This window comes from bacterium (genome assembly GCA_041648665.1).
GTDB lineage: Bacteria > UBA10199 > UBA10199 > 2-02-FULL-44-16 > JAAZCA01 > JAFGMW01.
Genome location: JBAZOP010000001.1, coordinates 1 through 25,092, shown reverse-complemented (window position 1 = coordinate 25,092; position 25,092 = coordinate 1). Strand labels below are relative to the sequence as shown.

The 25,092-nt window shown below is 59.7% G+C and carries 29 protein-coding genes; 27 read left to right on the top strand and 2 right to left on the bottom strand.

Annotated elements, in window-relative coordinates; genetic code table 11:
• The first annotated feature begins 48 nt into the window (after positions 1-48).
• The 4 genes from WC683_00145 (at position 49) to WC683_00130 (ending at position 6,052) form a co-directional block, all read left to right on the top strand.
• A complete protein-coding gene (locus tag WC683_00145) occupies positions 49-1,215 on the top strand; it encodes a Wzz/FepE/Etk N-terminal domain-containing protein (GenBank protein ID MFA4970989.1) in 1,167 nt (388 codons plus the stop codon).
• A 170-nt stretch (positions 1,216-1,385) separates the two neighbouring features.
• A complete protein-coding gene (locus WC683_00140) occupies positions 1,386-4,061 on the top strand; it encodes an MMPL family transporter (GenBank protein ID MFA4970988.1) in 2,676 nt (891 codons plus the stop codon).
• 137 nt (positions 4,062-4,198) lie between these two features.
• Complete coding sequence (locus WC683_00135) at positions 4,199-5,095, top strand: hypothetical protein (GenBank protein ID MFA4970987.1); 897 nt, start codon at positions 4,199-4,201, stop codon at positions 5,093-5,095.
• Positions 5,096-5,176: 81 nt separating this feature from the next.
• Positions 5,177-6,052 carry a YitT family protein gene (locus tag WC683_00130; GenBank protein ID MFA4970986.1) on the top strand — a complete coding sequence of 292 codons (876 nt, stop codon included), beginning with the start codon at positions 5,177-5,179 and terminating at the stop codon, positions 6,050-6,052.
• A 6-nt stretch (positions 6,053-6,058) separates the two neighbouring features.
• On the opposite strand, the gene WC683_00125 is transcribed toward WC683_00130, so the two are convergent.
• On the bottom strand, positions 6,059-6,946 hold the full coding sequence (locus tag WC683_00125) for a DUF4349 domain-containing protein (protein MFA4970985.1): 888 nt from the start codon (positions 6,944-6,946) through the stop codon (positions 6,059-6,061).
• Positions 6,947-7,076: 130 nt separating this feature from the next.
• Here WC683_00125 and WC683_00120 point away from each other — a divergent pair, with 130 nt between their 5' ends.
• From WC683_00120 to WC683_00010, 23 genes are all read left to right on the top strand, one after another.
• On the top strand, positions 7,077-7,361 hold the full coding sequence (locus tag WC683_00120; protein ID MFA4970984.1) for a hypothetical protein: 285 nt from the start codon (positions 7,077-7,079) through the stop codon (positions 7,359-7,361).
• A gap of 142 nt (positions 7,362-7,503) precedes the next feature.
• Complete coding sequence (locus WC683_00115) at positions 7,504-8,031, top strand: hypothetical protein (protein ID MFA4970983.1); 528 nt, start codon at positions 7,504-7,506, stop codon at positions 8,029-8,031.
• A gap of 102 nt (positions 8,032-8,133) precedes the next feature.
• Positions 8,134-8,544, top strand: a complete 411-nt coding sequence (locus WC683_00110; protein MFA4970982.1) for a tetratricopeptide repeat protein — start codon at positions 8,134-8,136, stop codon at positions 8,542-8,544.
• Between the two features lie 2 nt (positions 8,545-8,546).
• Positions 8,547-9,500, top strand: a complete 954-nt coding sequence (locus WC683_00105) for a hypothetical protein (protein MFA4970981.1) — start codon at positions 8,547-8,549, stop codon at positions 9,498-9,500.
• 136 nt (positions 9,501-9,636) lie between these two features.
• A complete protein-coding gene (locus WC683_00100) occupies positions 9,637-10,059 on the top strand; it encodes a hypothetical protein (protein ID MFA4970980.1) in 423 nt (140 codons plus the stop codon).
• A 13-nt stretch (positions 10,060-10,072) separates the two neighbouring features.
• Complete coding sequence (locus WC683_00095) at positions 10,073-10,405, top strand: hypothetical protein (GenBank protein ID MFA4970979.1); 333 nt, start codon at positions 10,073-10,075, stop codon at positions 10,403-10,405.
• 249 nt (positions 10,406-10,654) lie between these two features.
• Positions 10,655-11,530, top strand: a complete 876-nt coding sequence (locus WC683_00090) for a sigma-70 family RNA polymerase sigma factor (GenBank protein MFA4970978.1) — start codon at positions 10,655-10,657, stop codon at positions 11,528-11,530.
• Positions 11,531-11,533: 3 nt separating this feature from the next.
• Positions 11,534-12,028 (top strand): hypothetical protein, encoded by a 495-nt coding sequence (locus WC683_00085; GenBank protein ID MFA4970977.1) that lies wholly within the window; start codon positions 11,534-11,536, stop codon positions 12,026-12,028.
• 106 nt (positions 12,029-12,134) lie between these two features.
• Complete coding sequence (locus WC683_00080) at positions 12,135-13,178, top strand: hypothetical protein (GenBank protein MFA4970976.1); 1,044 nt, start codon at positions 12,135-12,137, stop codon at positions 13,176-13,178.
• A gap of 15 nt (positions 13,179-13,193) precedes the next feature.
• Positions 13,194-13,865: a type III secretion system stator protein SctL gene (sctL, locus tag WC683_00075; protein MFA4970975.1), complete on the top strand. Its 672-nt coding sequence runs from the start codon at positions 13,194-13,196 to the stop codon at positions 13,863-13,865.
• Between the two features lie 6 nt (positions 13,866-13,871).
• The gene (gene fliI / locus WC683_00070) at positions 13,872-15,236 is read left to right on the top strand and encodes a flagellar protein export ATPase FliI (GenBank protein ID MFA4970974.1); all 1,365 of its coding nucleotides are present in this window, start codon (positions 13,872-13,874) and stop codon (positions 15,234-15,236) included.
• The gene (locus WC683_00065; GenBank protein ID MFA4970973.1) at positions 15,236-15,751 is read left to right on the top strand and encodes a hypothetical protein; all 516 of its coding nucleotides are present in this window, start codon (positions 15,236-15,238) and stop codon (positions 15,749-15,751) included. The genes fliI and WC683_00065 overlap by 1 nt, the downstream gene beginning before the upstream one ends.
• 15 nt (positions 15,752-15,766) lie before the next feature.
• A complete protein-coding gene (locus WC683_00060; GenBank protein ID MFA4970972.1) occupies positions 15,767-16,537 on the top strand; it encodes a flagellar hook-length control protein FliK in 771 nt (256 codons plus the stop codon).
• Between the two features lie 62 nt (positions 16,538-16,599).
• Positions 16,600-17,523 carry a hypothetical protein gene (locus tag WC683_00055; GenBank protein ID MFA4970971.1) on the top strand — a complete coding sequence of 308 codons (924 nt, stop codon included), beginning with the start codon at positions 16,600-16,602 and terminating at the stop codon, positions 17,521-17,523.
• Between the two features lies 1 nt (position 17,524).
• Positions 17,525-17,983 (top strand): FliM/FliN family flagellar motor switch protein, encoded by a 459-nt coding sequence (locus tag WC683_00050; protein MFA4970970.1) that lies wholly within the window; start codon positions 17,525-17,527, stop codon positions 17,981-17,983.
• Positions 17,984-18,001: 18 nt separating this feature from the next.
• The gene (gene fliO / locus WC683_00045) at positions 18,002-18,355 is read left to right on the top strand and encodes a flagellar biosynthetic protein FliO (GenBank protein ID MFA4970969.1); all 354 of its coding nucleotides are present in this window, start codon (positions 18,002-18,004) and stop codon (positions 18,353-18,355) included.
• Positions 18,352-19,131 carry a type III secretion system export apparatus subunit SctR gene (sctR, locus tag WC683_00040; protein ID MFA4970968.1) on the top strand — a complete coding sequence of 260 codons (780 nt, stop codon included), beginning with the start codon at positions 18,352-18,354 and terminating at the stop codon, positions 19,129-19,131. Before fliO ends, sctR begins: the two co-directional genes overlap by 4 nt.
• A gap of 14 nt (positions 19,132-19,145) precedes the next feature.
• Positions 19,146-19,412, top strand: a complete 267-nt coding sequence (gene fliQ / locus WC683_00035; GenBank protein MFA4970967.1) for a flagellar biosynthesis protein FliQ — start codon at positions 19,146-19,148, stop codon at positions 19,410-19,412.
• Between the two features lie 17 nt (positions 19,413-19,429).
• A complete protein-coding gene (locus WC683_00030) occupies positions 19,430-20,329 on the top strand; it encodes a flagellar biosynthetic protein FliR (GenBank protein ID MFA4970966.1) in 900 nt (299 codons plus the stop codon).
• A 246-nt stretch (positions 20,330-20,575) separates the two neighbouring features.
• Complete coding sequence (locus WC683_00025; protein MFA4970965.1) at positions 20,576-21,577, top strand: hypothetical protein; 1,002 nt, start codon at positions 20,576-20,578, stop codon at positions 21,575-21,577.
• 81 nt (positions 21,578-21,658) lie between these two features.
• Positions 21,659-22,300, top strand: coding sequence for a tetratricopeptide repeat protein (locus WC683_00020; protein MFA4970964.1), 642 nt, complete (start codon positions 21,659-21,661; stop codon positions 22,298-22,300).
• An 8-nt stretch (positions 22,301-22,308) separates the two neighbouring features.
• Positions 22,309-23,235 (top strand): hypothetical protein, encoded by a 927-nt coding sequence (locus WC683_00015; protein ID MFA4970963.1) that lies wholly within the window; start codon positions 22,309-22,311, stop codon positions 23,233-23,235.
• Positions 23,236-23,255: 20 nt separating this feature from the next.
• Entirely contained in the window at positions 23,256-23,813 is a 558-nt protein-coding gene (locus tag WC683_00010; protein ID MFA4970962.1) for a tetratricopeptide repeat protein, read from the top strand.
• On the opposite strand, the gene WC683_00005 is transcribed toward WC683_00010, so the two are convergent.
• Positions 23,814-25,092 (bottom strand): sigma 54-interacting transcriptional regulator (locus WC683_00005; GenBank protein ID MFA4970961.1); only part of this gene is annotated, 1,279 nt, incomplete at its 5' end.

Sequence of the window (25,092 nt, the reverse complement as noted above, 5' to 3'; positions counted from 1 at the left end):
TGAGCAACAGGCGATCAGAAGTGTCAAACGATAAGACGGAGGTCTTCTATGCATCATGACGATAACGCCGGCCACAGAGACGAGATCAACCTCCTCGACTATTACAAAGTCATCAATCATCACAAGAAGATGATCGCCGGGATCGTGATGGCGGCGTCGGTGGTGGCGGTGGTGGTGAGCCTTCTGATGACAAAATCGTATAAAGCAGAAGCGGTAATTATACCAGTATCATCCAGTGGAGGCGGTGGTGCCATATCAGCATTGGCGGGAGATCTTGGTGGATTTGCTAAGCTGGCGGGTGTTAAAATGCCAAGTGGAGCTGTGGGAGATGCCGATAAGTTGATGGCGATTCTAAAGAGCAGATCCATTGTCGAAAACGTCATAAATCGCAAGAACCTTATGCCGATCCTTTTTGAAAAATCGTGGGATGCGGCTGCCGGCAAGTGGAAATCGAATGACCCGAAAAAAATACCTAATATGGAGATTGCGGTCAGGAAAATGAAGGGCGCAGTTAAGGTTAGCTATGAAAAAAAAGAGAAGACAATTACCATTACAGGTACATATAGAACACCTGAGTTGGCTGCAAGTTTTGTTAACTATTACATAGAAGAACTCCAGAATTTCATCAACGCCAATGCGCTTACCACGGCCAAGCGCAACCGCCTGTTCATAGAGGGCCAGCTCGCGGAGAACAAGGCGGATCTGCTGGAGGCCGGCAAGGAGATCAATGCGTTTTACCATGGCGGCCGTGTGTCGAGTTCGGAGGCCCAGGTGGATGTCCCCATAACAACCCGGAATCCGGAACAGGTTGTCTCTTCTCCCGGTGCCGGGTCCTTGGTCCCTGGCTCAGAGCTGGATACTCTCATCTCGCAAAAGGCCGATATAGAGAAGAAGATCGCAGAGGTGCGGGTGGTCGAGGACGTGCCGCAGCAGGTCTATCTCACCTATCTGATGCTCCGCCGTGAGTTGCTCGCCAAGGTCAATGCGCTGCTGACGAGTCAGTACGAGATGGCGAAGATCGAAGAGTCGAAGGAAGAGCTCTCATTCCAAGTCATCGACCGCGCGGTGCCTCCTGTCATGAAGGCCTCTCCCAAACGCTCCCAGATCTGCATCATGTCCTTCATGGCCGCCCTCTTCGGCGCAGTCTTCCTCGCATTCTTCCGTGATTACCTGGGGCGCATGAAGAAGTTGCATCAGAATAGAGCGGAGGCGTGAATTAGCGCTTGATGGTCGTCAAAGGAAAAAGGTTGAGAGAGTGATGACGGTGCGGCCCAACGGTCGCACCGTTTTTGTGCGAGAATGGTATATTAAAAAGTATTTTCTAACTCGATCGAAGGTGTTAGAAAGTCCAAACTGCAATGGAATGGCGGGGAGGTTGATCATAAATGCGTAAACGGTTTTTTACTTTATTGGCGAAGTTTGCAGCTCACCACCCGCGCAGGATCGTGGCGGCCGCAATTCTGCTCACGATCGCATGCGGCGCGTACGCGGCCACGCACATAAAGCTCAACGCCAACCTCGATGAGCTGGTCTCCATGAAGCTCGACTATCACCGCCGCTACATCGAGTTTCTGAAGGAGTTCGGCGACGAGGAATATCTCTATGTCGTGGTCGACGCAAGCGACGACCTGCCGCGCGCAAAACAGCTCTTGGAGGCGCTGGGCGCAAGGCTCAAGGGCAACCCGGGACTCGAGCAGGTGATCTGGAAGATCGAGAATCCGGCATTGGAGCGCAACTTTTTGCTCTATCTCACGCCGGAGCAGCTCAAAGTCCTGGCCGCGATGACGACCAGGGGTCCGTTCTCCGTGCGCAACATCGCCACGTGGGAGGGGTTCGCGCCCATGTTCGGCGCGCTGGCGGACCGGATCGCCGGACCTGTCTCGACTGAGGACGAGTCCGAGCTCTCCACCGGATTCACGTTCATAGACGGTCTCTTGGACGACATGATCGCCGTGATTGAGAAGGGAGCTCCCTATCGGTCGAGGTTGCAGGCCCTCTTTTTCGGCGACGGCGAAACATTCGACCCGGACGGGTTTTTGAAGAACGGCTCGCTCCTCTTCATGCTCGTCATGCCTGCCAAGGATTACGCCACCGCGGCCGTGATAGAGAAGCCGCTGGCGGACCTGCGCGCGGCGTTGGCTGAGACCAGGCAGGAGTTTCCTGATATCGACGCAGGCGTCACCGGGAGGCCGGTGCTCAACGCGGACGAGATGGAGACCTCGAACCGCGACATGACGGTCGCGACGATGCTCGCGTTGGCGCTCGTCTCCCTCATCTTCATCGTGTTCTTCAGGGGCGTGGCCAGGCCCCTGCTCGCGGTGGCGGCGCTCGTGATGGGAATCTCGTGGACCTTCGGTTTCGTGGCGCTGGCCGTCGGCACGCTCAACATTCTCTCCAGCGTGTTCGCGCTGCTGCTCATCGCCGCCTCGATCGAGTACTCCATATACATCGTCGCGCGTTACGAGGAGGAACTCGCTAAATCCGGTCGTCCAGCCGAGGCGATCGCGCGCATGCTCTCCACCACTGGCATGGCGAACATGACCAGCGCGCTCACCACCGCGGCCGCGTTCCTCACCCTGATCTGGACCGATTTCATCGCCATAGCACAGCTCGGCGTCATCTCCGCAGCAGGGATAATCCTCTGTCTTGGCGCCATGCTCATAGTCTTGCCCGCGCTCCTCATGCTTCGCGATCAGGGCCGTGCTGAAGAGGCGCTGAAGAAGGTGCGCGCGTTCGATATGCCCGGGCTGCTTCCGCTGTACAAGAGGCCGGGCGTGCTTGTCGCCGCTGCGGCGATCGCTACGCTCGCGGTCGCGCCGTTCATCTTCCGCACCTCATTCGACAACAACCTCTTGAACCTCCAGGCCCGTGGCATGGAGTCCGTGAAGTATGAGCACCTCATAATCGAGAAGTCTTCGGAGACCACGTGGTTTGCGCGCGCCACGGCGGACACGGTCGCGGAATCGCACAAGAAGGCGGATGACTTGAGAAAGCTCTCGACCGTCAGGGGCGTGGACGACGTGGAGCGCATCGTGCCGGAGGATCAGGAGAAGAAGATCGCTGCGGTGCGCGAGATGGCCCCGGCCTTCCAGGGGCTCGCGTTCGCGGATGTGGGCGGGACCGTGGAAGCCGGGAGGCTCATGTTCGAGCTTGGGCGGCTGGCCGGCGGCCTCGAGAGATTGGAGGAGCAGGCGTTCAAGAGCGGGAGGGTGGATGCGGTCGAGGAACTGGGGCTCTTTGCGGGCAAGATGCGAAAGCTCGTCGCCCTGATAGACGCGGCGGACGACGCAAGGCTGGAGGGCCTGGGCGATATGCAGCGAGCGTTCTTCGGCGACCTGAGGAAGAACCTCGAGATCCTGGCCACGGGCATGGAGCCGACGACGATTTCGCTCGAGGACCTGCCAAAGGATGTGCGCAGCAGGTTCGTGAGCCCGAATACGGGCCGTTACTCGCTCATGATCTATCCCAAAGAGAACATCTGGGACCCGCCAGCCCTGGAGCGTTTTGTCGGCGAGATCCGCGGCGTGGACCCGACCGTGATCGGCACGCCGATCGAGGTGCACGAGTCAGGGAGGCTCATGCGTGAGACCTTCGCGCGCTCCGCCGTGCTCGCGTTCATTGTGATCTGCCTGCTCGTGTGGCTGGACTTCCGGCAGCTGCGCGCGTCCGCGCTCGCGATCATGCCGCTTTGCTTCGGCATGGTCTGGCTGTTCGGCGGCATGGGGCTCGCCGGCATCCGGTTCAACATGGCCAACTTCTTCGCCATCCCCATACTCATCGGTACGGGCGTGGACTTCGGCGTGCAGGTCGTGCACCGCCTCAGGCAGGAGGGTTCGTTCGCAGCGCTCGGCACCTCCACAGGCAAGGGGCTCATCATGACCGCGATCGCCAACGGCGTGGGCTTCGGCGCCATGATGATCGCGCATCACCGCGGCGTGGCGAGCCTGGGAAAGATATTGGCGCTGGGGTGCGTCTGCTGTCTTCTGGCCGCGATCATCCCCACGCCGCCGGTGGCCAGGTGGCTCGGCTGGGGCCGGAGTAAGTCCGTGACTGGTGACTAACTTTTTCAACTTGTCCTTTATATTCTCGTGATTCCGGCGACTTGGGATAGGGTGGAACGTCCCCAGTCTCTTGTTATTTAAAAATTATCTATATTTTGACCGATAGATCCGGCGTTCAGATGCTATAATATTCGTATATGAATTGGAAAAGGTTCATCATCATTGTCGTACCGCTGGCGCTCATCATCGGTCTCTATTGCGCGTGTGAGACCACGGGCACAGGCGACGCGGACGATCAGAGCGGTGAAGTCGGCGACGACGGGTCCGGTGACGACGGCGGAAGCGGCGATGACGATGGAGACGATGTCGCTGACGGCGATACGCCTGTGGCGAATTATTCAGGATTCATTGCGGATCACGCTTCCGCATTTGATTTCGATCAGATACCGGAAGAGTATTTCGGCCAGGTCAGGACCAACTTCAACATATTCTACGGACACACCTCGCACGGGAGTCAGTTGAGCACGGGCCTCGATATGCTCGCGGCGGAGGATGCGGTGAAGTATGCTACGCCGCCGAACTACTACGAAGAAGGCACGGACCTGGGCGACTCGGCATGGGGGGCGACTACGCGCGCGTATCTCACTGCCCATCCGGACTGCAACCTGGTGATCTGGTCGTGGTGCGGCCAGGTCTCGAGCGCGTCCGCGTCGGATATACAGGATTACATAGACACGATGGCGGCACTGGAGGTCGACTATCCTGACGTGGCCTTCGTCTACATGACAGGGCACTTGGACGGCGGGGGCGAAGCCGGTAACCTCAACGTCCGCAACGACCAGATCCGTGCATATGCCGAGACCAACGACAGGGCGCTCTTCGATTTCGCCGATATCGAGACCTTCGATCCCTCGGGCGCGGATCATCTCGCCGATCCGGCGCACGCTGGCTGCAATTGGTGCACGGACTGGTGCGGGGCGAACGCGTGTCCGGCCTGCAGCGACTGTGCTCACTCGCATTGCTTCAACTGTTACCAGAAAGGGAAGGCCTTCTGGTGGCTGCTTGCGCGCCTTGCCGGATGGGACGGAAGCTGACGCGTTGAGTATTTACATCGGTCGGCTGTTGAGATAGAAAAACGGCGCCCTGAGAGGGGCGCTTTCTTTTTGAGGTGAACCGTGAAGAGGTTGTTCGGGCTGGACAAGATAACCGGCAGGGAGATGGCGCTCAATCTATTTCTCGTGGTGCTGGGCTCCGTGATCAGCGCGGCGGGCATCAACGCGTTCCTGGTGCCGCACAAGTTTCTCTCCGGCGGCGTCACCGGCGTATCGCAGCTCTTCTCGTATATGACCCCGCTGTCGGTCGCGACCTACGTGCTATTGTTCAATATCCCGATATTCATCATGGGCTGGTTCACCTTGGGCCGCGTCTTCGTGGTCGGCAGCGCGGTCGGCATGCTCACGTTCTCGGTTTCGCTCTACGCCACCGGGTGGATGGCGCACACGGGCTGGGCGCCGGAGAGGATGCTCTCGGCCATCATAGGCGGCGCGCTCTCGGGCGGCGGCACTGGGCTCGTGCTCCGCGCAAACAGCTCGCACGGCGGCATGGACATCGTGGCCGCGATAGTGAAGAAGCGCTGGTCGCTCACCATGGGCACGGTATCGTTCATCGTCAATCTCGCGGTCGTGACTGCGCTCGGCTTTGTGTTCGGCCTGCATGTCGCGCTCTACACGGTCATATCGTATCTGTGCTCCGCGCTCTCTCTCGACCGCGTGATGCGCGGGCTGGACACCATGTGCGGGGTGTTCGTGATCAGCGCCGAGCCGGAGAAGATAGCGTACATGATCATGGAAAAGCTCGGCCGAGGGGTCACCTTGCTCGACGGCGAGGGGGCCTACACCGGCCGCCGCGAGCGCGTGATCTACTGCGTGGTGACGCTGAGGCAGCTGGCGCGCGTGAAGCACTACGTGAGGATTTCGGACCCGAAGGCGTTCGTCACCGTCGCCGACGTCAACGAGGTCTCCGGCGAAGGGTTCAAACAAATGCCGATCTGAAGGCCGTCACTGATTTTGTTTCTTCTGCCTCTTGTGCTTGAGGTAGATCTTGAGCAGCCTGATCATCACCCAGCCCGCGAGTATCAAGATGGCGATCCAGGGGATGAGCGCCGAGAGCACGATCACGAGTGCGGCCAACGAAGCGGTGAACGCGCCGAGCGCCTTCTGCAGGACGCCGGAGAGCGGCTGGAATATCCCCCTGCCGAATCCCTGCGGTTCCACGAACGTGGCCTCGATTGTGGCGAGGTCGATGCGGCCGTCCATATAACGCTTCCGCGCCTGCAGGCTCTCTATCTCCGCGCGCACGCGGCCCAGCTCCTTCTCGGTCTCGAGCACGTCCTTCAGCTTGTTGGTCTTGAAGCTGAGCAGCTCGACGAGCCTCTTCTCGAGGAGGATTGAGTTGGCGAGCCTGGCCTCCATGTCAATGTACTCCTCGGTCACGTCGATTGCCGAGGTGTCCTCCGTGCGGACGCGACCCATCTTTTTAAGGGCTGCGATCGCCGCGTCGAGTTTGTCGGAGGGGACCTTGAGCGTGAGATGCAGCGATTTCACGCCCGCGTTGTCCTCATATGCCGAGGAGTTGGCCACGTTCCCGCCCATCTCTTCCACCAGTTTTCTTGCTTCGTCGGACGCATCGCCAATGTCGCTCACCTCCACGGTGAGGGAGGCGCTGCGCATCAGTTTCTGGGCCGAAGGCATGGGTGCGGGCGGAGGCGCCATCTCTGGCGCGGCTGCCCGCATGAGGCCGGGCCGCATGACATCCGGCCCTGCGTCGCTCATGGCCATGAACTCTTCGCCGCCATCTCCGCCGAACTGCCGGTTAACCCAGCCGCACGAGGCGACGAACGACATCAAGGCGATGAAGGCTATCAATAGATATGATCGGATCTTCATGTCTCCCCCTTATGCCGGGCAAGACTATTAGTTCATCGTTCATATCGCAACTGCCAATAAAGCGGCTTCGTAATGGTCATGGATATGGGCGAGCCTTGCCATGTTTGAGGCTTTTTGCTACTTTCCTCTCATGGCTATCCATAAGAAGGCTGAAAGCAAGTATGGGCAGGCAGGGTACCCTGCGGTTGAACGTCTAATAGATACTGAGGATTTCAACGAGATCAACTCGGCCTTTGAGAAGGCCTACGGCGAGCTGGATCAGATCGCCAAGAAAAAGAAGGGGTTCAAGACCCAGAAGGATGCGAGGACCGCCATGCGCTCCCTGGAACTCACCCTGGACCTCTTCCGCGAGCTACTGGCCATAAAGTACAGGCTCCAGGAGGAGGCGGCGAAGAGGGCACAAAAACAACAGTAAGGCCATAAACCATCAGCCGAGAGCCGGCCAATCTCTTGTAATCACTGAATAATTTTCAATCTCGATTTTTTTCTCCCGCCACGCAACTTTGCCTGAACCCCATACCGATAATAAGGGTGAAAGGTAATTCAGGAGGAATCTTATGACGGTAGAAAATCTTAGCCAGCTGTTAAAGACCAACGCCAAGGCGGGCAAGGTATCCAGCCCCAAGGCAATGGGCACGGACTTCAGCGGCATGCTGGATGCAGCCAGCGCCATGAGCGGTGTCGCCACCACGGCGGGTTCGCTCTACGGCAATAACAGTTCGGCAGCGGTCCTTGCTGCGGCCTTCTCCGGCATATCCGCAGGCGCGGCCAACTTCGGCTCAGGCGCCGACGCCGCGATGACCTCCGGGACCCCGTCATTTTCCGGCGGCTACGGCGCTCAGACCATCAGCGGCTCCAGCAGCTTCGGCACCCTGACCGACGGCAGCAGCTCCGTGATATCCGGCACGGATGGTTTTTCGCAGATGGACATGATCAACACCATGAACCAGAACAACCTCCAGCTCTTGGAGCTGCAGGCTACTATGCAGAACAACATGCAGGGATGGAACACCAAGTCGAACATCCTCTCTGCCGACCATCGCGCCCGCATGGCGATGATCGAAAAGTTCACGGCAAGGGGCTAAAGCCTCCACAAATAAGGGATGGAAATCTGGCCGCGGATTGCATAAAATGCAGTCCGCGGTTTTGTATCGGCTGCGGGTGGTCGGTTGAGACGGGGGGCAGCGATGATCGAAATGGATCAAAAACACCTCACGGTCATGATGGAGGCGGGCTATGTGTACCTCGGCATGCGCCGCTTCAAGGAGGCCAGGGCGGTCTTCGAAGGCTTATGCGTGCTTGCGCCTGACAGCGACGTGCCGCTGGTGGCCCTGGGGAATGTGGATTTCTGCGAGAACCGCGTGTCGCAAGCCATGAAGCGCTACGAGAGCGCCCTCGCGATAGACCCGAAGAGCGTGTTCGCGAAGGTGTACCTAGGCGAGGCGCTCATATTCGCGGGCAAGAAGAGCGAGGGTTTGGCGCTGCTCAAGGAAGTCTCGAAGGCGGACAGGGGCGGGGCGGGGCAGTTCGCAAACGCGCTTTTGGACGCGATCAAGGCCGGGTTCGAGCCCAAGCCGCTGAAGGCGAAGAAGGGGTGAAAATGAAGACCGATCATCTTATGCGCGCGTGTTTTGCAATTGCGATCTGCGTGTTCCTGCTCGCAGCCTGCAGCAGGATCGAGCTCTACCAGAACCTCTCGGAGGAGGACGCGAACGAGATGCTGGTGTTGCTCTCAGAGAACAACATAAAAGCGGTCAAGAAGAAGACGACCGTCCAGAACGAGATCTCCTACTCGATCGAGGTGTCTGAGAGCGACATGGTCCGCGCGCGCTCTCTCCTCCTGCAGCACAACCTGCCGCGTCGCAAGGAGTTGGGGTTGACCGGGGTCTATAAGGAGAAGGGGCTCATCCCCACGCCCGACGAGCAGAAGGCGCGGTATCTGCTGGCGCTCAAGGGCGAGATCATAAACTCGCTCAGGCGCATCCCGCAGGTCGTGGATGTTGACGTGGTGCTCAACGTGCCGACCAAGGACGAGTTCGCGAGCGCCGATCAGGAGCATCAGCAGAGGCCGACCGCATCCGCCGTGATCCGCGTGAAGCCGGACGAGTCCGGCCTCACGCCGATCACTGAGGCGAAGATGCAGCAGTTTATCGCCAACGCGGTCGAGGGCCTCAACCCGCGCGACGTCACGGTCATGATCAATTACCTGTCTTCCTCGGGCAAGGCGAAGTCGGGCGACGTCATGACCATGCCCGGCGAAACGCCGGGGGCTGCGATGTCGCCGGTGTTGGCACCGGCGGTCGAACACGAGCTGATCGGACTCAAGCTCGACGCGGAATCAAAGGACAAGCTCAAGGCCTATGTCCTCGTCTTTTTTTTCGTGCTCGTCTTGCTCTCCATGGCGCTCATCGTTGTGATCGTGCAGGGGGCGCGCATGCGCCGCACGCTGGCGGCGCTCAAGGGCCCTGCTGGGGACCACCCTGCGATAGACGGGGAGGTCATGGAGGAGGGGCCGCCGAGGCTCGAAGAGGGACCGCCCGAGGATGAATTATAAAATCCGTGAGTTCATGATAACCAGTTGATATTATAAGATAATTTGGTGAGATATTTTTGGTCCGGGAAGCAACTTCGGGGTTGTCTCTGCCCGATAATATAGGTGAGAGGGGTTTTATCAGAACGACGAGGTAATTATGTCTTTGAATACGATACAGCCGGATATGGTGAGATACGAGATGCGCATGGTCCAGGGTGTCGATCCCAATGTGCGCGAGCAGAAGAAGCCCGGTGCGTTCGGCCGCTTTCTCTCAGGGGTGGGCAAGATCCTGGGCGGCGTAGCTATGCCGCTGTCGTTCATATTCCCGCCCGCCGCGCTGGCGGCAGCCGGCATGTACGGCGTGGGCTCGATCGGCGACCAGGTACAGCAGAAGGCGTACGCGAACGCTGCAGAGAAGATGCAGCGCGAGAGGCCGCAGCAGGCCGCGTTTCCAGGGCTGGAGATCGAGGGCATGGCGGCGCAGCCGGCCTCCTTCGATATGTCTGCAAGGGATCAGCAGGTGATGCAGGTGCTGGGGGCGAGGGGTAACTCGATGACAAGCATGGCCCAGGGCCTTTAATTCGGAGGGACGGATGGTAAGGGTTGTCGATACAAAGGTCGTAAACAGGACCGCGGAGCTCAAGGGACTTACCCCTGTGGAGTCGGCATCCGTCGGTAAACCTGCAGTTGCATTTGAAAAGGATTCCAAGCCCCATGCCCCCCAGGTGAGGCTCTCCGGCAATCCGCTCTTTGCGGCCAGGGGCGATATGTACCGCGACATGACCCCTGCCCAAAGGGCATCATTCATGAGGGCGCTGGAGGGTTGCAAGGATGAGGTGATCTCGGTGTATGGCAAGAACGCCTATAGCGCAGCTGAGGCCCTGCTCAAAGAGGTCATGGAGTTCACCGGCAAGGCCCCTGCTTAAGAATCAATCAATATGATGATAACCATAGGCGCTCTTCTCGGGCGCCTTTTTTATTGGGGTTTCAAGACCCCGATTTGACTCGATTCTGCGACCTTTATCACCATGTCCATTTGCTCCGTCTGACCTTAAGATACGATAAATCAACTGGTTAGCCGTACGGCCATCTTCAGAAAACGTGGCACGGATTCTGCATCTTATCTGTGCGAACGGGTCGCCTTACGCGCATATGCGACCACAGGGGGAGGCAAGATGTCAAAGGTAGCGGTAAAAAAGGCGATAAAGCCGACAAAGGGCGAGATAGCCGCCCAGGCGCGTGCAAAGGCAAAGGCAGAGGCCGTCAAAGCGGCCGCTGGGGCAAAGGTAAGGGCGATAGATGGCACGATACTCACAAAGAAAGAGGCCAGCGCAGTCAAGACCAGAGATGGCCTCATCAGCCAGTACATGCCCTACGCCGCGTCGATCGCCAGCAGGGTTTGCCAGAGCCTCTCGGCAGCGGTCGATTATGATGAAGTGCTCTGCAACGCGAGGCTGGGACTTCTGGAGGCTGCAAAGCGCTTTGACACCAACCAGGAAGTCGATTTCCGAACCTTTGCTTATTACCGCATCAAGGGTGCGATTTACGACGGACTCCGCCGCAGCGGCTGGCTTCCCAGAACGCTTTACGCGAGGATCAAGTTCGAAGAGGCGGCCAACGAATACCTTCAGAACCGCTCGCTGGGAAACGCCGCAGAGAACGCAAATCAGCGCAACGCCCACGAGAAGGTCGAGGACAACTCGGTCGCCGAAACGGTCAACAGCCTTGCTTCGATATACATCATATCTCTGGATGCTACAGAGGATATGGACGTCGAGGATACGGAGTCTGGCAACGTCGAGCAGCGAACCGAGTTCATGCAGGTCAGGCGGCATATGCGGGATGCAATCAGCACGCTCCCCGAGAAGGAGAAGCTTCTGATCATGATGTATTATTTTCAGAATAGGACGCTCGAAGAGGTCGGCACGAAGCTGGGGCTTTCAAAGTCGTGGACCTCGCGTCTGCACGCTCGCGCGCTCTCGCTGCTCTTCAAGAGGATAAGAAATCGCGCGACGTCGAAACCTGACGATAACGATGGTGAGGAGGAGTAGACAATGGCTATTGAAGCGGTAGTCTCTCAGCTGAATTCCAGCGCCCTCGGCAAGGCGGTGACCAATTCCGAGGGTATGTCGAAGATCTCTGAACAGGGCAGCCCGTTCAAGGACGTGCTGGCCGAGCAGATGAACAGCGGCACGGAATTCGCGGACTCCATGGGCATGATGAACAACGACGTTACGCCCACCAGCCAGATGCAGACCATGGAGGCCGGCGAGGTCTCCTATACGCCGGAGATCGACGTCTCCCAGACCTCCAGTCCCGAGGCCTCGGAGAAGGTTCTGGACATGCTGGGCGAGGTCAACAAGGGCCAGATGCAGATGGACGGCCTTGTGAACCACATCCTCTACAGCGGCAAGAAGTTCTCCAACCAGGAGCTCCTCGTCATCCAGGCTCATGTGTTCCACTTCGCCCAGATGACCGAACTCACGGTAAAGGTCGCCGAACAGGGCGTCTCAGCGCTGAAATCGGTTCTCAACACGCAGGTCCAGTAAGGTTGTATAAAAAAACGGGCGCGCTATAATGGTGAGGCAGCGCGTCCCATCAGGGGAGATACAGGGGGATGCCAGGCATCCCCTCTTTTTTATTGTCATGGTTATTATGGCCACTGGTTCAAACATAAGGCAGAGGATGTTCGCGGCCCTGGCGGTCAGGGGGGTGGGCGACGAGGCCGCGGTCTTGCTCGAATATCTCGGTTCGGGGGAGGCTCAGTCCGCGAAATCAGTGGTCGACCTCTATGTCTCCGACCCATCGGGCGATGTCGCCATGGACAGCCTGATCGCCCAGATGGCCGCGTCGGAGCACTTCAGCTCCCTGGCCGAGGTGCACCCCGCGTGGATCCTCGAGCATTTGAAGGGCGAGACGCCCCGGGTCGTCGGCCTCATCCTGCGAGCGCTCCCGTCCGGCCACGTGAGGTATCTTCTCAAGAACCTGCCGCCCATGCTGCGCGAGTGCGTGCCCAACATCATGGAGTCGTTCGCGGTGAAGCCGGAGGTCCTGGAGCTGATCAGGCGCCGCTTCGAGGCCGGGTTCCTGCCGATGAGGGTCACGCGCTCGGTCACGCACCCGGGTTTCGAGCACCTGTATTACCTCAAGTCCGAGGAGCTCTCCGAGCTCATCCGGGAGCTGGGGCTCTATGAGATGTCGATCGCGCTTGCCGGCATGGAGAACCGCGCGTTGCACATGGTCTTCAACAGGCTCGACCTCAAGGACGCGAAGCGCCTGCAGAAGAGGATGAAGCACCTCGAAGGCGTATCGTCGGAGCTGCACAGACAGGCGCGCTACAACCTGCTCGAGATCGAGGGGCGCCACGAGGGCTCGGAGAAGATGCTCTCCTCCGTGGGGCTGGCTGCGCTGGCCTCCTGCTTCGGCGCAGAGCACGATAATTCAGCAAAGCTCCTGCGGCAGAAGCTCGCGCCGCTCGAGGCGTATCTGCTCAAGCGCTTCATCGACGAACGCCGCAAGAATCAAAACCCGGCAGTCGCGGCGCAGAGGCGCGGGATCGTGGAAGGCCTGGTGGCGCAGCTCGCGGAGGACGGCCGGATCAACCCGGAATGGCGCAAGTTCCACCCCGACTATAGGCCTGACGAAGAGGGCAGGCTCTCGGAAAAATGGGACGAAGAGACGATATCAATGAAGATTTGAACAACGAGGTCATCGATGGCGGGAAAGATACTGAAGAAGGGCGATGTGAAGGCAAAGGTGGGCGAGCAGGCCAGGACGCGGCCCGGCGCCGAGATGTTGCCTGACAGCGGAGGCATCGTTCACAGGCGCGTCATGGACGCGGGCGAGGAGGCTGCGAAGATCCTCGAGAAGGCCGATGGCGAGGCCGGCAGGGTGAGGAAGGAAGCCGAGGTCGTGCTCGCAGAGGCCAGGGCCAAGGCGGCGCAGGAGGTGAAACGCGGATACGCCGAGGGGGAGACCAAGGGCCTGGCCCAGGTCACCGAGAAGCTCATGGCGGTCGAGCGGCTGAGGGAGGAATTCTACACCAACGCCGAATCCGACGTCGTGAACCTCGTGCTCGATATCGCGGAGAAGATCGTGGGCAGGATGGTGCGCGAGAATCCGGAGATGATAAGGAGCGTCGTGCGCCAGGCGCTCGAGCGCAGCCTGGGAGATCGGATAACGGTGCGCGTGAACCCGGAGGACTACAAGTCGCTGATGGAATCGGACCACGACTTCCGCGAGGTCCTCGATCGCACGAAGAGGCTTTCATTCCGCGAGGACGAGGCGATCTCAAAGGGCGGCTGCATAGTCGAGACGGAAGTGGGCACCATAGACGGACAGCTGGAGACGCAGATGGCGGCCATAAAGAAGGCCTTGATGGCGTGATCACAAATGGACAAAGACAAAGAGATCAAGCAGGCGTCGCGAACGGATGAGCTCCCGGTGGTGGACTTCGCAAAGTACCGCCACCTGCTGTCGTCGGTCTCCACCTACAGCATCAAGGGCAAGGTGACCGAGCTAACGGGCATCGTGGTGCGCGCGGTCGTGCCGGGCGTCCGCATCGGGGAGCTCTGCTTCATAGTCCCGCATCACAACAGGCCGCCGATCAAGGCCGAGGTCGTGGGCTTCCGCGACCAGGAAGTGCTCCTCATGCCGCTGGGCGAGCTCGAGGGGATCGGCCTCGGCAACGACGTCATCCCCACCGGGCACACGCTCACGGTGAGGGTGGGCGAAGGGCTCCTCGGAAGGATACTCGACGGCCTGGGCGATCCGCTCGACGCGGATACGAAGGGGCCGCTGCAGTTCACGACCGAGTATCCGGTCACCGCGAACCCCCCCGAGGCGCTGAGCAGGGAGAGGGTGACCAGACCGCTCTCGGTCGGCATCAAGTCGATCGACGCGATGCTCACCGTGGGCGAGGGTCAGCGCATCGGCATCTTCGCCGCAGCGGGCGTCGGCAAATCCACGCTCATCGGCATGATCGCGCGCAACACGGAGGCGGAGATAAACGTGATCTGCCTCGTGGGAGAGCGAGGCCGCGAGGTGCGCGACTTCCTGGAACAGGATCTGGGGCCCGAGGGGCTCAAGCGCTCGGTGCTCGTGGTCTCCACGTCCGACCAGCCGTCGCTGGTGAGGCTCAAGGCCGCGTACGTCGCCACTGCGATCGCCGAGTACTTCCGCGACCAGGGCAAGAAGGTGATCCTCATGATGGACTCGATCACGCGCTTCGCCCGCGCCCTGCGCGAGGTGGGGCTCGCGGTCGGCGAGCCGCCCGCCAGGCAGGGGTACACGCCCTCGGTCTTCTCCACCTTGCCCCGCCTCCTCGAGCGCTCGGGCAACTCGGACAAGGGCTCCATCACCGCGTTCTACACGATACTCGTCGCGGGCGACGACATGAACGAGCCCGTGGCCGACGAGACGCGCTCCATACTCGACGGCCACATCATACTGTCCAGGGCTCTCGCGGCCCGAAACCATTACCCTGCGATCGACGTATCGGAGAGCATAAGCCGCGTCATGGATTCGATCATCGACGAGGACCACAAGGCCGCGTCGAGGGAGCTCCGCGAGGTGGTCGCCAACTACGAGAAGGAGCGCGACCTCATCCTCATCGGTGCGTACGAGGAGGGCTCCGACCCCAAGGTCGACTACGCGATCGAGAAGATCGAAGAGGTGAACACGTTCCTGAAGCAGGCGGTGGACGACAAGATCACCTTCGCGGAGGCGGTCGCCCTGCTTAAAGAGATATTCGAGTAATGCCGAAACCCAAGTACAGGCTCGAGGCCCTCCTCAGGATAAAGGCCCGCTTGAAGAAGCGGGCCGAGGTTGCGCTCGCCAGGGCCCTCATAGAGCTCAAGAAGGCCAGGGAGAAGCTGGAGGAGCTGAAGGAGGAGAAGAAGAAAATAGTCGAGCGCTGGCGCGAGGCGCGGCAGGAGATGCGGAGGGATCTCTCCGCCGGCATCGTGGTCAAGAAGGGCAACGTGCATGTGAACTTTCTCCGGAAGCTCAAGGAGGACGAAGAGAAGAAAGAGGAGGAGATCGAGGATCAGAAGGCGGTGGTCGAGGATTGCGAGACCGCCGTGGCCAAGGCCAGGCGCGAATACATAGACGCGTCGAAGCAGCTGCAGATAATGGAGAAGCACAAGGATCTCTGGGCGAAGAAGGTGAGGGATGAGCTCACCCGCAAGGAGGAGCGCGAGATGGACGAGCTGAGCACTACGATCCATCAGCTGAAGCGCTGGCGCGGGGAAAAATCGGTCTTCGAGACGTGACACGGAGGACGTATGGTGGATGAAGTCAGAAAGAGCGATCTCGCGCGCGAGGAGCGGATGCGCGAGCAGGCCGCGGAGAAGGCAAAACCCAAACAGCAGGGGAGCGAGTTCGACCAGCTGCTCAAGACCGGTCAGATGCAGCAGCAGGCCACGGTCGCGAAACTCACGCAGAAGCCGGTGACCGAGCAGGCGATGCAGGAGGCGACGAAGCGCGAGCAGCGCGAGGCGGAGCAGAGGCTGAAGGAGCGCGAGGAGCGCAAGGACAAGAAGGAGACAAAGCAGCAGGAGCAGCGCGACAGCAGCGTGATCACGGACAGGGGGATCGTGGGAAAGAGCGGACACGGGGAGAGCGGCGGGGGCGGCGGACAGGGCAAGGGGGGCTTCGACAGCTCCGCAGGCAGGCGCGGTCTTTCGAAGAAGCTCTCCGACGCGGGCGTGAAGACGCTGCCGGCCGATCTTGAGAAGAAGTTCGCGGCCAGGCTCATCCAGGCCCAGGCAGCGAAGAACCCCTCCCAGGCAATTCTCACCCAGCAGGTGCTGAACAAGATCATCCAGCACGTGCGCATGGGCATCAACCGCGCGGGCGAGAAGGAGATCCAGATCGACTTGAACGAGCGGATATTCAGGGGGCTCAAGCTCAGGATCACCTCTAGCGAGGGCAAGGTGGGCGTGCACTTCAGGACTGCGGACGCCAAGGGCAGGGCGGCCCTGGAGAAGAACTCGGATCAGATCCGCGAGGCCCTTGCCAAGAAGGGCATCGAGGTCTCGGAGATAACGGTTGCTTGAATGACCAGTAGGAAGCCACTTCGTACTGGTCTTAGTCGTAACTCAATGTTATAACGTGAATAATGACCTCTAAGCCGTATAAACTCAAGCTGAAGAAGGTTTCGCGCAAAGAGCAGAGGATGCTCGAGGCGGTCTATTCATATCTCCCTGACACAGGCATGCGCGAAGGGTTCATGGAGGGGCTTCGCCAGGGCATTGCGGACGAGATAGGGGAGGCGATCTCGCTTCGGTTGGAGGCGGTGACACAGGGACCCTTCTCGGAGTTCATCGACAGGCTCCCGCATCATCCGATCGTCGCGATCGTGGGGCTGGCGCCTTATTCCGCCAAGATAGTCTGCGAGATAGACCCGGTGCTGGCCATGCTCGCCGTGGAGCGTCTGCTGGGCGGGCAGGCCAAATCCTTGCCCGAGCCGAGGCCTCTATCCGAGACCGAGCAGGGCGTGGTGCAGTATCTCATCGCCAAATTATTCCTCAAGATTCACGGAAGCTGCAAAGGCGACGAGCGCGTGCACTTCCGCTTCGAGCGGTTCGCGCTCTCGCCCGACGAGGTGACCGGTGTCGCGAAGGACGACACGCCGTGCGCGCTCTTCGCGTACCGCGCCGACATCGGCAGACACGCGGGTTTCGTGCGCCTGATCTTCCCGGATCCGTTCGTCCTCAAGGCGATGCTGGAGGTCGAGGCGCCGGGCGAGACGAGGGTCGTGGAGCGCGAGCGGCTCATGGGGGCCCTGGAGAGATACTCCTACGTCCGCGCGACCGTGTGGGCCGAGGCTGGCCGCACGAGCGTGAGACCCGCTGATTTGGGCCAGCTCGAAGAGGGGGACGTGGTCATGCTGGAGGGAGGGGACCTGGCGCTGTCGGGAGGCTCTCTGGGCCGCGTGGTGCTCCGGATCGGCCAGGGCCTGGGCGCAGGGCTCGACGCGGACGTGACTCTCGACAAGAAGAGGGCGCACGCCTGCATCAGAGGAATTCACAGGGGAGACTGACATGGCAAAGTCAAAGGATAAGCGGGGAGAGGAGACTCAGATCAACGACCTCGAGGCGTTCGAGGAGTGGGAAGATGAGCTCGGGCCCGAAGAGACCGTCCCGCCCCTGCAGGAGGAAAAACCAGCGCCCGCTGAAGAGGAGGAGATCGCATTCTCCGGATTCGAACAGATGGAGGCGGATAAACCCGCGTCTGCTGAAGGGCCTCTCGCAGAGGAGGAATCTCCGGACGCGCTCAGCGGGCTTGCCCCCGACGTGCCGGTGAACCTCGTGGCGGTCATAGGTAAGATCACCACGAGCGTGGGCGATCTGCTCAAGCTCAGACAGGGCAACGTCGTGGAGCTCGGCAGGCCGCCGGGGGAGACGGTGGACGTGGTGGCGGCCGGCAGACTCATCGCGCGCGGCGAACTCGTGGACATCGACGGGACGCTTGGGGTGAGGATTCTGAAATTGGTGAAATGACATATGCTCACTGTCCTGATGACATTGGCGGCGGAAGTCCCCACCGTGCCGGCGAACCCGGCCACGGCGATGGACTTCACCTGGCTGTTCGTGAAGATGCTGCTCCTGCTCGCAATCGTATGCATCGTCGCGATCCTTCTGCTCAAGTTCGGCGCGCCGAGGCTGCCGATCTTCCGAAAGATGGCCTCCTCCGGGTTCGCAAAGATACTGGCCAGGCAGTCCATAGATCAGCGCAAGCATCTCTACCTCGTGAGGATAGGGAAAAGATATCTGGTGATCGGCTCTGCGGATCATGCTATAAATCTGCTTGCTGAACTCTCCCCGGAGGATGTGAAGGGGCTCGACATCCCGGGCGTGGAGGAAAATCCGTGATCCTCTCATTCATCAAAAGGCGCAAAAAGGGCGTGTGCGCCGGCTTCCTGGCCGCGGCCGCGCTCCTCTGCTCGACCGTCGCCTGGGCGCAGGCCGGCGAGGCCGGCGTCTCCAAGCCGCTGGTGCTCCTGGTCATGCTCGCGGCGCTGGCCATGGCGCCGTTCGTGGTCATGATGATCACCTCGTTCGTCAAGATCGCGGTGGTCATGGCGCTGGTGCGCAACGCGCTGGGCACGCAACAGGTCCCGCCCAACATGATCGTCGCCGGACTCGCGATGATCCTCACGGTCTACATAATGGTCCCGGTCGGCTATGACGTGTACAGGGCGGCCGGCAAGACCATAAACCAGGGGACCAATCAGCCGATGCTCTCTCAGGCCTCGCTCAAGCTCCTCGCCCAGGCGGTGGACGAGGGCAAGGAGCCGGTGCGCGCCTTCCTCATCAAAAACGTTCACTCCAAGGAGCGCGCGCTGTTCTACAACCTCGCGCTCAAGCTCAGGGTCAAGGAGGAGGATCGCCAGGGCATCACGGACGCGGACTTCGTGAACATCATACCCGCGTTCGTCGTGAGCGAGCTGAAGGAGGCCTTCCAGATCGGCTTCATAATCTTTCTGCCGTTTCTGGTCATCGACCTCGTCATAGCCAACATACTGCTCTCGCTCGGCATGTTCCAGATCTCGCCGATCACAATATCCCTCCCGTTCAAGCTCCTGCTCTTCGTGCTGGTGGACGGCTGGCACATGATAGCGAAGGGGTTGATACTCGGATACGTATAAGAAGGAAGTGATCAATGCCTGAGTATTTCGTGGCGGTCGCGAAGCAGACGATGTTCCTGGCCCTCATATTGACCGGGCCGCCGGTGATGACTGCGCTCATGGTCGGCCTCACCGTGAGCATCCTGCAGGCGACCACCCAGATCCAGGAGCAGACCCTCACGTTCGTGCCCAAGCTCGTGTCGGTGGTCACGGTGCTGGCCATCGCGGGGCCGTGGATGCTCGCGCAGCTGATCGCATTCGCGGCGTCGATATACGAATCGTTCCCGATGTATGTCTCGTGACCTGAATCCCGGTTTCTATGCAAGAAACATTACAAAAGCTCGGCGTAAACATAGACGTATCCTTTCAGCTCGTATTCTATTCCCTCATATGGGTCAGGGTTGTCGCGATGGGAGCCGTCTGTCCTTTTCTCTTCGGTAAACCGGTGCCCCGCTACGTCCTCATGAGCGCCTCGGTGCTGCTGGCGCTCTTCATCTACATCAACACCGTGCCCGATACCCCGCCCCCTCTCTCCGAGGACCGCATGCTCCTGGTGGTGCTGTACCTCAAGGAGGCGTTCTACGGCGCCGCGATCGGTTTCATATCCTCCATCTTCTTTCACGCGATGAGCGCTGTCGGCACTATGATCGACAACCAGCGCGGGCTCTCGATCGCCCGCGCGATTTTGCCGCAGCTGGGCGAGCAGGTTTCGATCACGGGCATCTTCCTGTATCAGCTGGCGCTCGTCATATTTCTGGCGATCGGCGGCCACCTCGCGTTTTTGGACGCGTTCTTCCAGAGCTTCAGGGTCCTGCCCGTTCTCGAGTTCCCCTCGGTGGGACCCGGGATGTTCCCGCTGATGGACATGATTATGACGCTCACCGGAGAGGTGATACTCATCTCCATGAAGCTCTCCATGCCGGTGATCATAGCCATATTCCTGGCGGACATCGTGCTCGGGATCGCAAACCGAATCGCCCCGCAGATCGACGTCTGGATGATGGGCTTCACGCTGAAGGGCACGCTGGGTCTCCTCATGCTCTTCGTCTCGCTCACCATGGTCACGGACCAGATCGAGAGGTATTCCCAGAGGTCCAATCAGCTCATCAAGGAATCCATAGAGCTCATGCAGGGGAAGGTGCCCGAGGGGGCGCCCACCCTGGAGCCTGCGGAAGAGGGGGCGCCGTCGGAGATCCCTCATGTTAAGAGCGTGGAGTGACCTCCCCTGATGCGATGATAATGGAGTTCCCAGGCTGGGGAATGAAGCCCCCGGTTTAAAGGGGTGAAAATCAGGCCAGGGGTGAATATGTGTCCCTTCCATTTTATAACCCATTGTTTTATAATGATAAATGATTCAGGAGGGGCCGTATTTTATGGAGGGGTCTTGGCACCTTGATTGCATATATAATTACCGACGGCAGAGCATAAGCCTGTCGGACCAAAGGGAGATAGACCGGAGGACAAGATGGTAAAGATAATAAACGTCGGCAACAACGGAATCGATCAGCAGGAGTGGAAGAAGATCGAGGCTGAGCTCAAGGCCGGCAAAGACGTCCAGGTGATCGACGGCAAAGGAGACCTCATAAAGCAGCTGAGCGCCTCGGATCTGGGATCCATCACAAAGGATGCGCTGAACGCGCAGGTCTCCCAGTCAGGCGAGTCGGCCTCCTCCGAGACTGTGCTCAAGGGGCAGATGGATGCCCTTGTCGAGAAGATAGCGGAGCTCCAGCAGCAGGACGCTGCAAAGGAATTGATAAAGGCAAAACAGAACGAGCTCGCGGCCCTGGTGAAGCAGGCTGAGGCCAAGAACGCCTCTTTCGAGCTTGGCAGCTATAAGAATATGGCGGGGACTGGGGAGAAGAACCCGCTCATGGGCGAGGCAAATGCTCAGGTCCTCACCGACCAGGAGGGCGGACAAAAGACCGTCTACAGCGGCAAGGCGCAGACCTTGAGCGACTCATCGTTCAAGTTCGACAGCGCGGCCTACGCGCAGACCATGGCCACGGAGAGCAGCATCATGTCGGCATGGGACTCGATCAACAAGAACACCACCCGCGGAAAGCAGCTGATGCAGCTCTTTTTCTACTATTCCAAGATGGCCGAGTCCGGGGACATGGGCGCCATATACCAGTTCATGAAGTTCATCACCTACATAGTCTCCAAGGACAAGGCCAAACAGCAGATCGAGATGGGCAAACAGCTGATCAAGCTGCAGGAGCAATCCAGACAGTGGACGAACAAGCTGCTCAACCTGTCGACCGATTCGAGCGACCCGAACGCATCCAACGAGCTCATGAAGACCATGACCATAGTCAAGGCCGAGACAGACGAGATCGCGACGTCCCAGAAACTGATCAGCCAGATGATGGAGGAGTTCTCGCAGGTCGTGGAGACGCTGCAGAACACGACCAAGGCGGCGCTTGACACCGAGGGCCGCATCCTCAGGAGCATATCGAGGATCGGGTAAGGGGTGAAAAAGGGGAGATCGAACGGGGGACCCGGGAAAAGCCTTGCCCAAGGGGCCGTCCGATGGTAATTTTTAGATGTTATGGTCAAAAAGAGAGAAAAAGAGATCACCGAAAAGGCGGAGAATCCTTCCGACGACGGCGTGAAGTACACCAAGGAGGAGGCGACCGCCGAGATGGAGCGCTTCTTCGCGGCCCTTGAAGAGAAGACCAAGGACATCCCGAAGGAGGAGATAGAGCGGGGCGCGGAGAAGGTCAAAAGCTTCATAGACGGCAGGATCTCCTGGGCCGAGGTCATGAACTTCACGCCCGAGATGCTCTTCCAGATGGCCGAATACGGCTTCGCGCAATTCAAGCAGGGACGCTACCAGGACGCAGAACGGGTCTTCAAGGTGCTGACCGTCCTCGACTGGAACAATCCCTACTACCATTCGGTCATGGGCTCCATACTTCAGAGGGAGAAGCGGTACGGCGAGGCGATCGCCGAGTACTCGCAGGCCATAGAGGTCGATGCGAACGACATCGTGAGCCTCACCAACCGCGGCGAGATATTCATGCAGCACGGGCTCATCGACGATGCCGAGGCCGACTTCAAGAAATCGATCGTCCTCGACCCTGCGGGAGAGAACCGCTTCGCCAACCGCGCAAGGATGTTGCTCGACCAGATCCAGAAAAAGAGGGGTCAGGAAAAAACGGGGGGTGCTCCACAGAGGAAAGGCAAGTGAGGTAGACTATGCCCATAAGCAAAACCCCCGGTGTTTCCGACAAGGACTTTCTGCTGCGCGACGCGGATATGCGCACCGGGCTCGAGCGCGATCAGATGATCGAGGAGCTCCGCCACGGCAACATCTACGAGGTCTTCGCCAAATCCAAGGTCTTCAAGATCGGAGATTTCTCCGATTTCTTCGCCAGCCAATGGAAGAACTTCAAGGGCCAGATCGTGCAGGAAGCGGAGATCAAATCACAGGAGGCTTCCTACCACGAGCCTTCGATGGAGCAGTTTCCCATGCATCACAAGGGTGTGAGCATAAACGCGGAGGAGGGACAGGCCTTCAGCCAGTCGATGTCCGACTTCCTCTCCAAGAACAAATTCAAGGCATCGACGCTGGACACGGAGGGTTTCACGAGCGATCTGGTCGACGGCACGACCGAGGCTGAAGACGTCGCCAGCATGGCCCAGGGCACGCTCGATGATTGGGATGTGTTCCTGGAGGACACGTGGGGCACGATCTTCGACCAGCAGATGATGGCGGACTATCGCTCGCGCATGAGCGAGATACAGGCCGAGGTTCAGCGCATAATCGCCCTGGCGAAGTCGGGCGCCATAGGCCCGGAGTTCGTGCTGCTGGCGCTGGCCAAGGTCAACCAGACCAAGAACGGCTGCCTCATGACCTGGCTCGGCAAAAAGGCCTACCATATCAACGAGTCTATGAACAACGTGGCGCAGGAACTTAGCGACAGCGGCGGCTCGGACTTCAGCCTCCTTACGACGGCGAACGCCAAGACGCGCGAGGGTGGCTTTGATCTCAACCTGCTCACACAGGACATCCAGAAGGTGATGCAGGACGTCTCCAGCACGCTCGAGTTCGTGCACAGCACTTTGAGCGCTATCGACAAAACCAAGATGGAGATCATCAGGAAGTACTCGGCCCAGGGCTAAGGGCGGTCTGCGGGGGTTGAATGGCGGAAGAGGTCAAGACAGAGGGCGGGAAGCGGACTCAGATCCTCGACCCCACACCCGACCGCAAGAAGCATCTCACGGAAGTCCTGTACGCGTTCCTCAACGACAAGGTTTCGCTCGCGGAGCTCAAGGGAATATCGCGCAACGACCTCTTCAAACTCTCCGAGGCCGGCTACACCAAGTTCAAACACGGCAGGCTCGACGAGGCGGAGAAGATATTCAAGGCCCTCACGCTCCTGGACCACCGCAACGCATACTTCCACGCCATGATGGGCGCGGTCCATCAGAAAAATCGCAAACCCATCGAGGCGATCCTGGAATACACCCAGGCGGTGAAGATCAATTCGAAGGACATCGCGTCGTACGTGAACCGCGGGGAGTTGTACCTTCGGCACAAGAACTACCGCAAGGCGGCCGAGGACTTCAGACAGGCCATATTGCTGGATATGTCGGGCGCGAACATGTGGTCCAACCGCGCCCGTTCGCTCGTGATCGCCATCAAACGCTCGATGGAGGCGGACGCCCGTCGCCCAAAGATCGCCCCGCCCCGCCGCTGATCAGTCCTCGTCTTTCGCGTCGATGCCGTATTTCTTGAGCAGGTTGCGCAGGTGCTTGCGGTCGATCTTGGCCTCGCGGGCGGCCTTGGACAGGTTGCCGTTGTGCGAGCGGATGAGTTCGAGCAGGTATTCCTTCTCGAACTTCTCCACGATCTGCTGCTTCGCGTCCTTGAAGGGGATGTCGGTGTCGATGTCCATGCGCTCGGTGCGCTCTTCGCCGCCGTGGCCCATCTCGGCGAAGATGAAGTCCAGGTGCGCCTTGGTGATCGTGTCCCCCTCGACGAAGCTGACCGCGCGCTCGATCACGTTGGAGAGCTCGCGCACGTTGCCCGGCCAGCCGTAGCGCATGAGCATCTTGAGCGCGTCGTCCTCGACCTTGCTGACCTTGAACGCGCCGTTGGGCTGTTTGTTGAACTTTCCGATCATGAGGAGGCGCTCGACTATCGGGGGGATGTCCTCGGCACGGTCGCGCAGCGGAGGAAGGGCGACCTTGACCACCGAGAGGCGGTAGTAGAGGTCCTCGCGGAAGCGGCCCTCGTTGACCTCGTGGCGCAGGTTCTTGTTAGTGGCGCAGAGCACGCGCACGTCTATCTTGACCGGGGTGCTGGAGCCGACGCGCCTGATCTCGCGCTGCTCCAGCGCGCGGAGGAGCTTGGGCTGCAGCTCGGAGGTGAGCTCGCCTATCTCGTCGAGAAAGACCGTGCCCCCCTTGGCCACCTCGAAGGCGCCGGCGCGCGCCCGGACAGCTCCGGTGAATGATCCCTTCTCGTGGCCGAAGAGCTCGGACTCGATGAGGTTCGGCGCGACCGAGGAGCAGTCGAAGACCATGAACGGCTGCTCCTTGCGCTGGCTGTTCTCGTGTATCGCCCGCGCGACCAGGTCCTTGCCCGTGCCGGTCTCTCCCTCGATGATGACCGTGGCGTGCGTGGGGGATATCTTTTCCAGGATCGAGAATATCTGGCGCATCTTGCGGCTCTTGCCGACCATCTGGCCGTACTCTTCCTTGTCCGAGGGCTCGATCGACACCTTCTCGTCGAATGCGACGAACTCCAGGTTCGTGTTGCCTATCTTGATTAGATCTCCGGGCGAGAGGTAGGCCTCCTTGACCTTGGATCCGTTGAGAAACGAGCCGTTGGTGGAGCCGAGGTCGCGCAGCAGGAAACTGTCCGACATGTACTCGATCTCGAGATGGTTTCTGGAGACCGCCTTGTCCTTTAGCGCCAGGTCGTTGGTCTCGCGCTTGCCGATCTTGATCAGATTTTTGTTGAGCGTGATCTTA

Bases quoted from the DNA above. Each gene is read 5' to 3' on its own strand.
- WC683_00095 (MFA4970979.1), top strand. From the start codon at position 10,073: ATGGTAAGGGTTGTCGATACAAAGGTCGTAAACAGGACCGCGGAGCTC.
- WC683_00030 (MFA4970966.1), top strand. From the start codon at position 19,430: ATGCAAGAAACATTACAAAAGCTCGGCGTAAACATAGACGTATCCTTT.
- WC683_00010 (MFA4970962.1), top strand. From the start codon at position 23,256: ATGGCGGAAGAGGTCAAGACAGAGGGCGGGAAGCGGACTCAGATCCTC.
- WC683_00050 (MFA4970970.1), top strand. From the start codon at position 17,525: ATGGCAAAGTCAAAGGATAAGCGGGGAGAGGAGACTCAGATCAACGAC.
- WC683_00055 (MFA4970971.1), top strand. From the start codon at position 16,600: ATGACCTCTAAGCCGTATAAACTCAAGCTGAAGAAGGTTTCGCGCAAA.
- WC683_00085 (MFA4970977.1), top strand. From the start codon at position 11,534: ATGGCTATTGAAGCGGTAGTCTCTCAGCTGAATTCCAGCGCCCTCGGC.
- sctL (MFA4970975.1), top strand. From the start codon at position 13,194: ATGGCGGGAAAGATACTGAAGAAGGGCGATGTGAAGGCAAAGGTGGGC.
- WC683_00090 (MFA4970978.1), top strand. From the start codon at position 10,655: ATGTCAAAGGTAGCGGTAAAAAAGGCGATAAAGCCGACAAAGGGCGAG.
- WC683_00145 (MFA4970989.1), top strand. From the start codon at position 49: ATGCATCATGACGATAACGCCGGCCACAGAGACGAGATCAACCTCCTC.
- WC683_00110 (MFA4970982.1), top strand. From the start codon at position 8,134: ATGATCGAAATGGATCAAAAACACCTCACGGTCATGATGGAGGCGGGC.
- WC683_00115 (MFA4970983.1), top strand. From the start codon at position 7,504: ATGACGGTAGAAAATCTTAGCCAGCTGTTAAAGACCAACGCCAAGGCG.
- fliI (MFA4970974.1), top strand. From the start codon at position 13,872: ATGGACAAAGACAAAGAGATCAAGCAGGCGTCGCGAACGGATGAGCTC.
- WC683_00125 (MFA4970985.1), bottom strand. From the start codon at position 6,946: ATGAAGATCCGATCATATCTATTGATAGCCTTCATCGCCTTGATGTCG.
- WC683_00105 (MFA4970981.1), top strand. From the start codon at position 8,547: ATGAAGACCGATCATCTTATGCGCGCGTGTTTTGCAATTGCGATCTGC.
- WC683_00065 (MFA4970973.1), top strand. From the start codon at position 15,236: ATGCCGAAACCCAAGTACAGGCTCGAGGCCCTCCTCAGGATAAAGGCC.
- fliO (MFA4970969.1), top strand. From the start codon at position 18,002: ATGACATTGGCGGCGGAAGTCCCCACCGTGCCGGCGAACCCGGCCACG.
- WC683_00100 (MFA4970980.1), top strand. From the start codon at position 9,637: ATGTCTTTGAATACGATACAGCCGGATATGGTGAGATACGAGATGCGC.
- WC683_00015 (MFA4970963.1), top strand. From the start codon at position 22,309: ATGCCCATAAGCAAAACCCCCGGTGTTTCCGACAAGGACTTTCTGCTG.
- WC683_00140 (MFA4970988.1), top strand. From the start codon at position 1,386: ATGCGTAAACGGTTTTTTACTTTATTGGCGAAGTTTGCAGCTCACCAC.
- WC683_00135 (MFA4970987.1), top strand. From the start codon at position 4,199: ATGAATTGGAAAAGGTTCATCATCATTGTCGTACCGCTGGCGCTCATC.
- WC683_00020 (MFA4970964.1), top strand. From the start codon at position 21,659: ATGGTCAAAAAGAGAGAAAAAGAGATCACCGAAAAGGCGGAGAATCCT.
- WC683_00080 (MFA4970976.1), top strand. From the start codon at position 12,135: ATGGCCACTGGTTCAAACATAAGGCAGAGGATGTTCGCGGCCCTGGCG.
- WC683_00120 (MFA4970984.1), top strand. From the start codon at position 7,077: ATGGCTATCCATAAGAAGGCTGAAAGCAAGTATGGGCAGGCAGGGTAC.
- fliQ (MFA4970967.1), top strand. From the start codon at position 19,146: ATGCCTGAGTATTTCGTGGCGGTCGCGAAGCAGACGATGTTCCTGGCC.
- WC683_00025 (MFA4970965.1), top strand. From the start codon at position 20,576: ATGGTAAAGATAATAAACGTCGGCAACAACGGAATCGATCAGCAGGAG.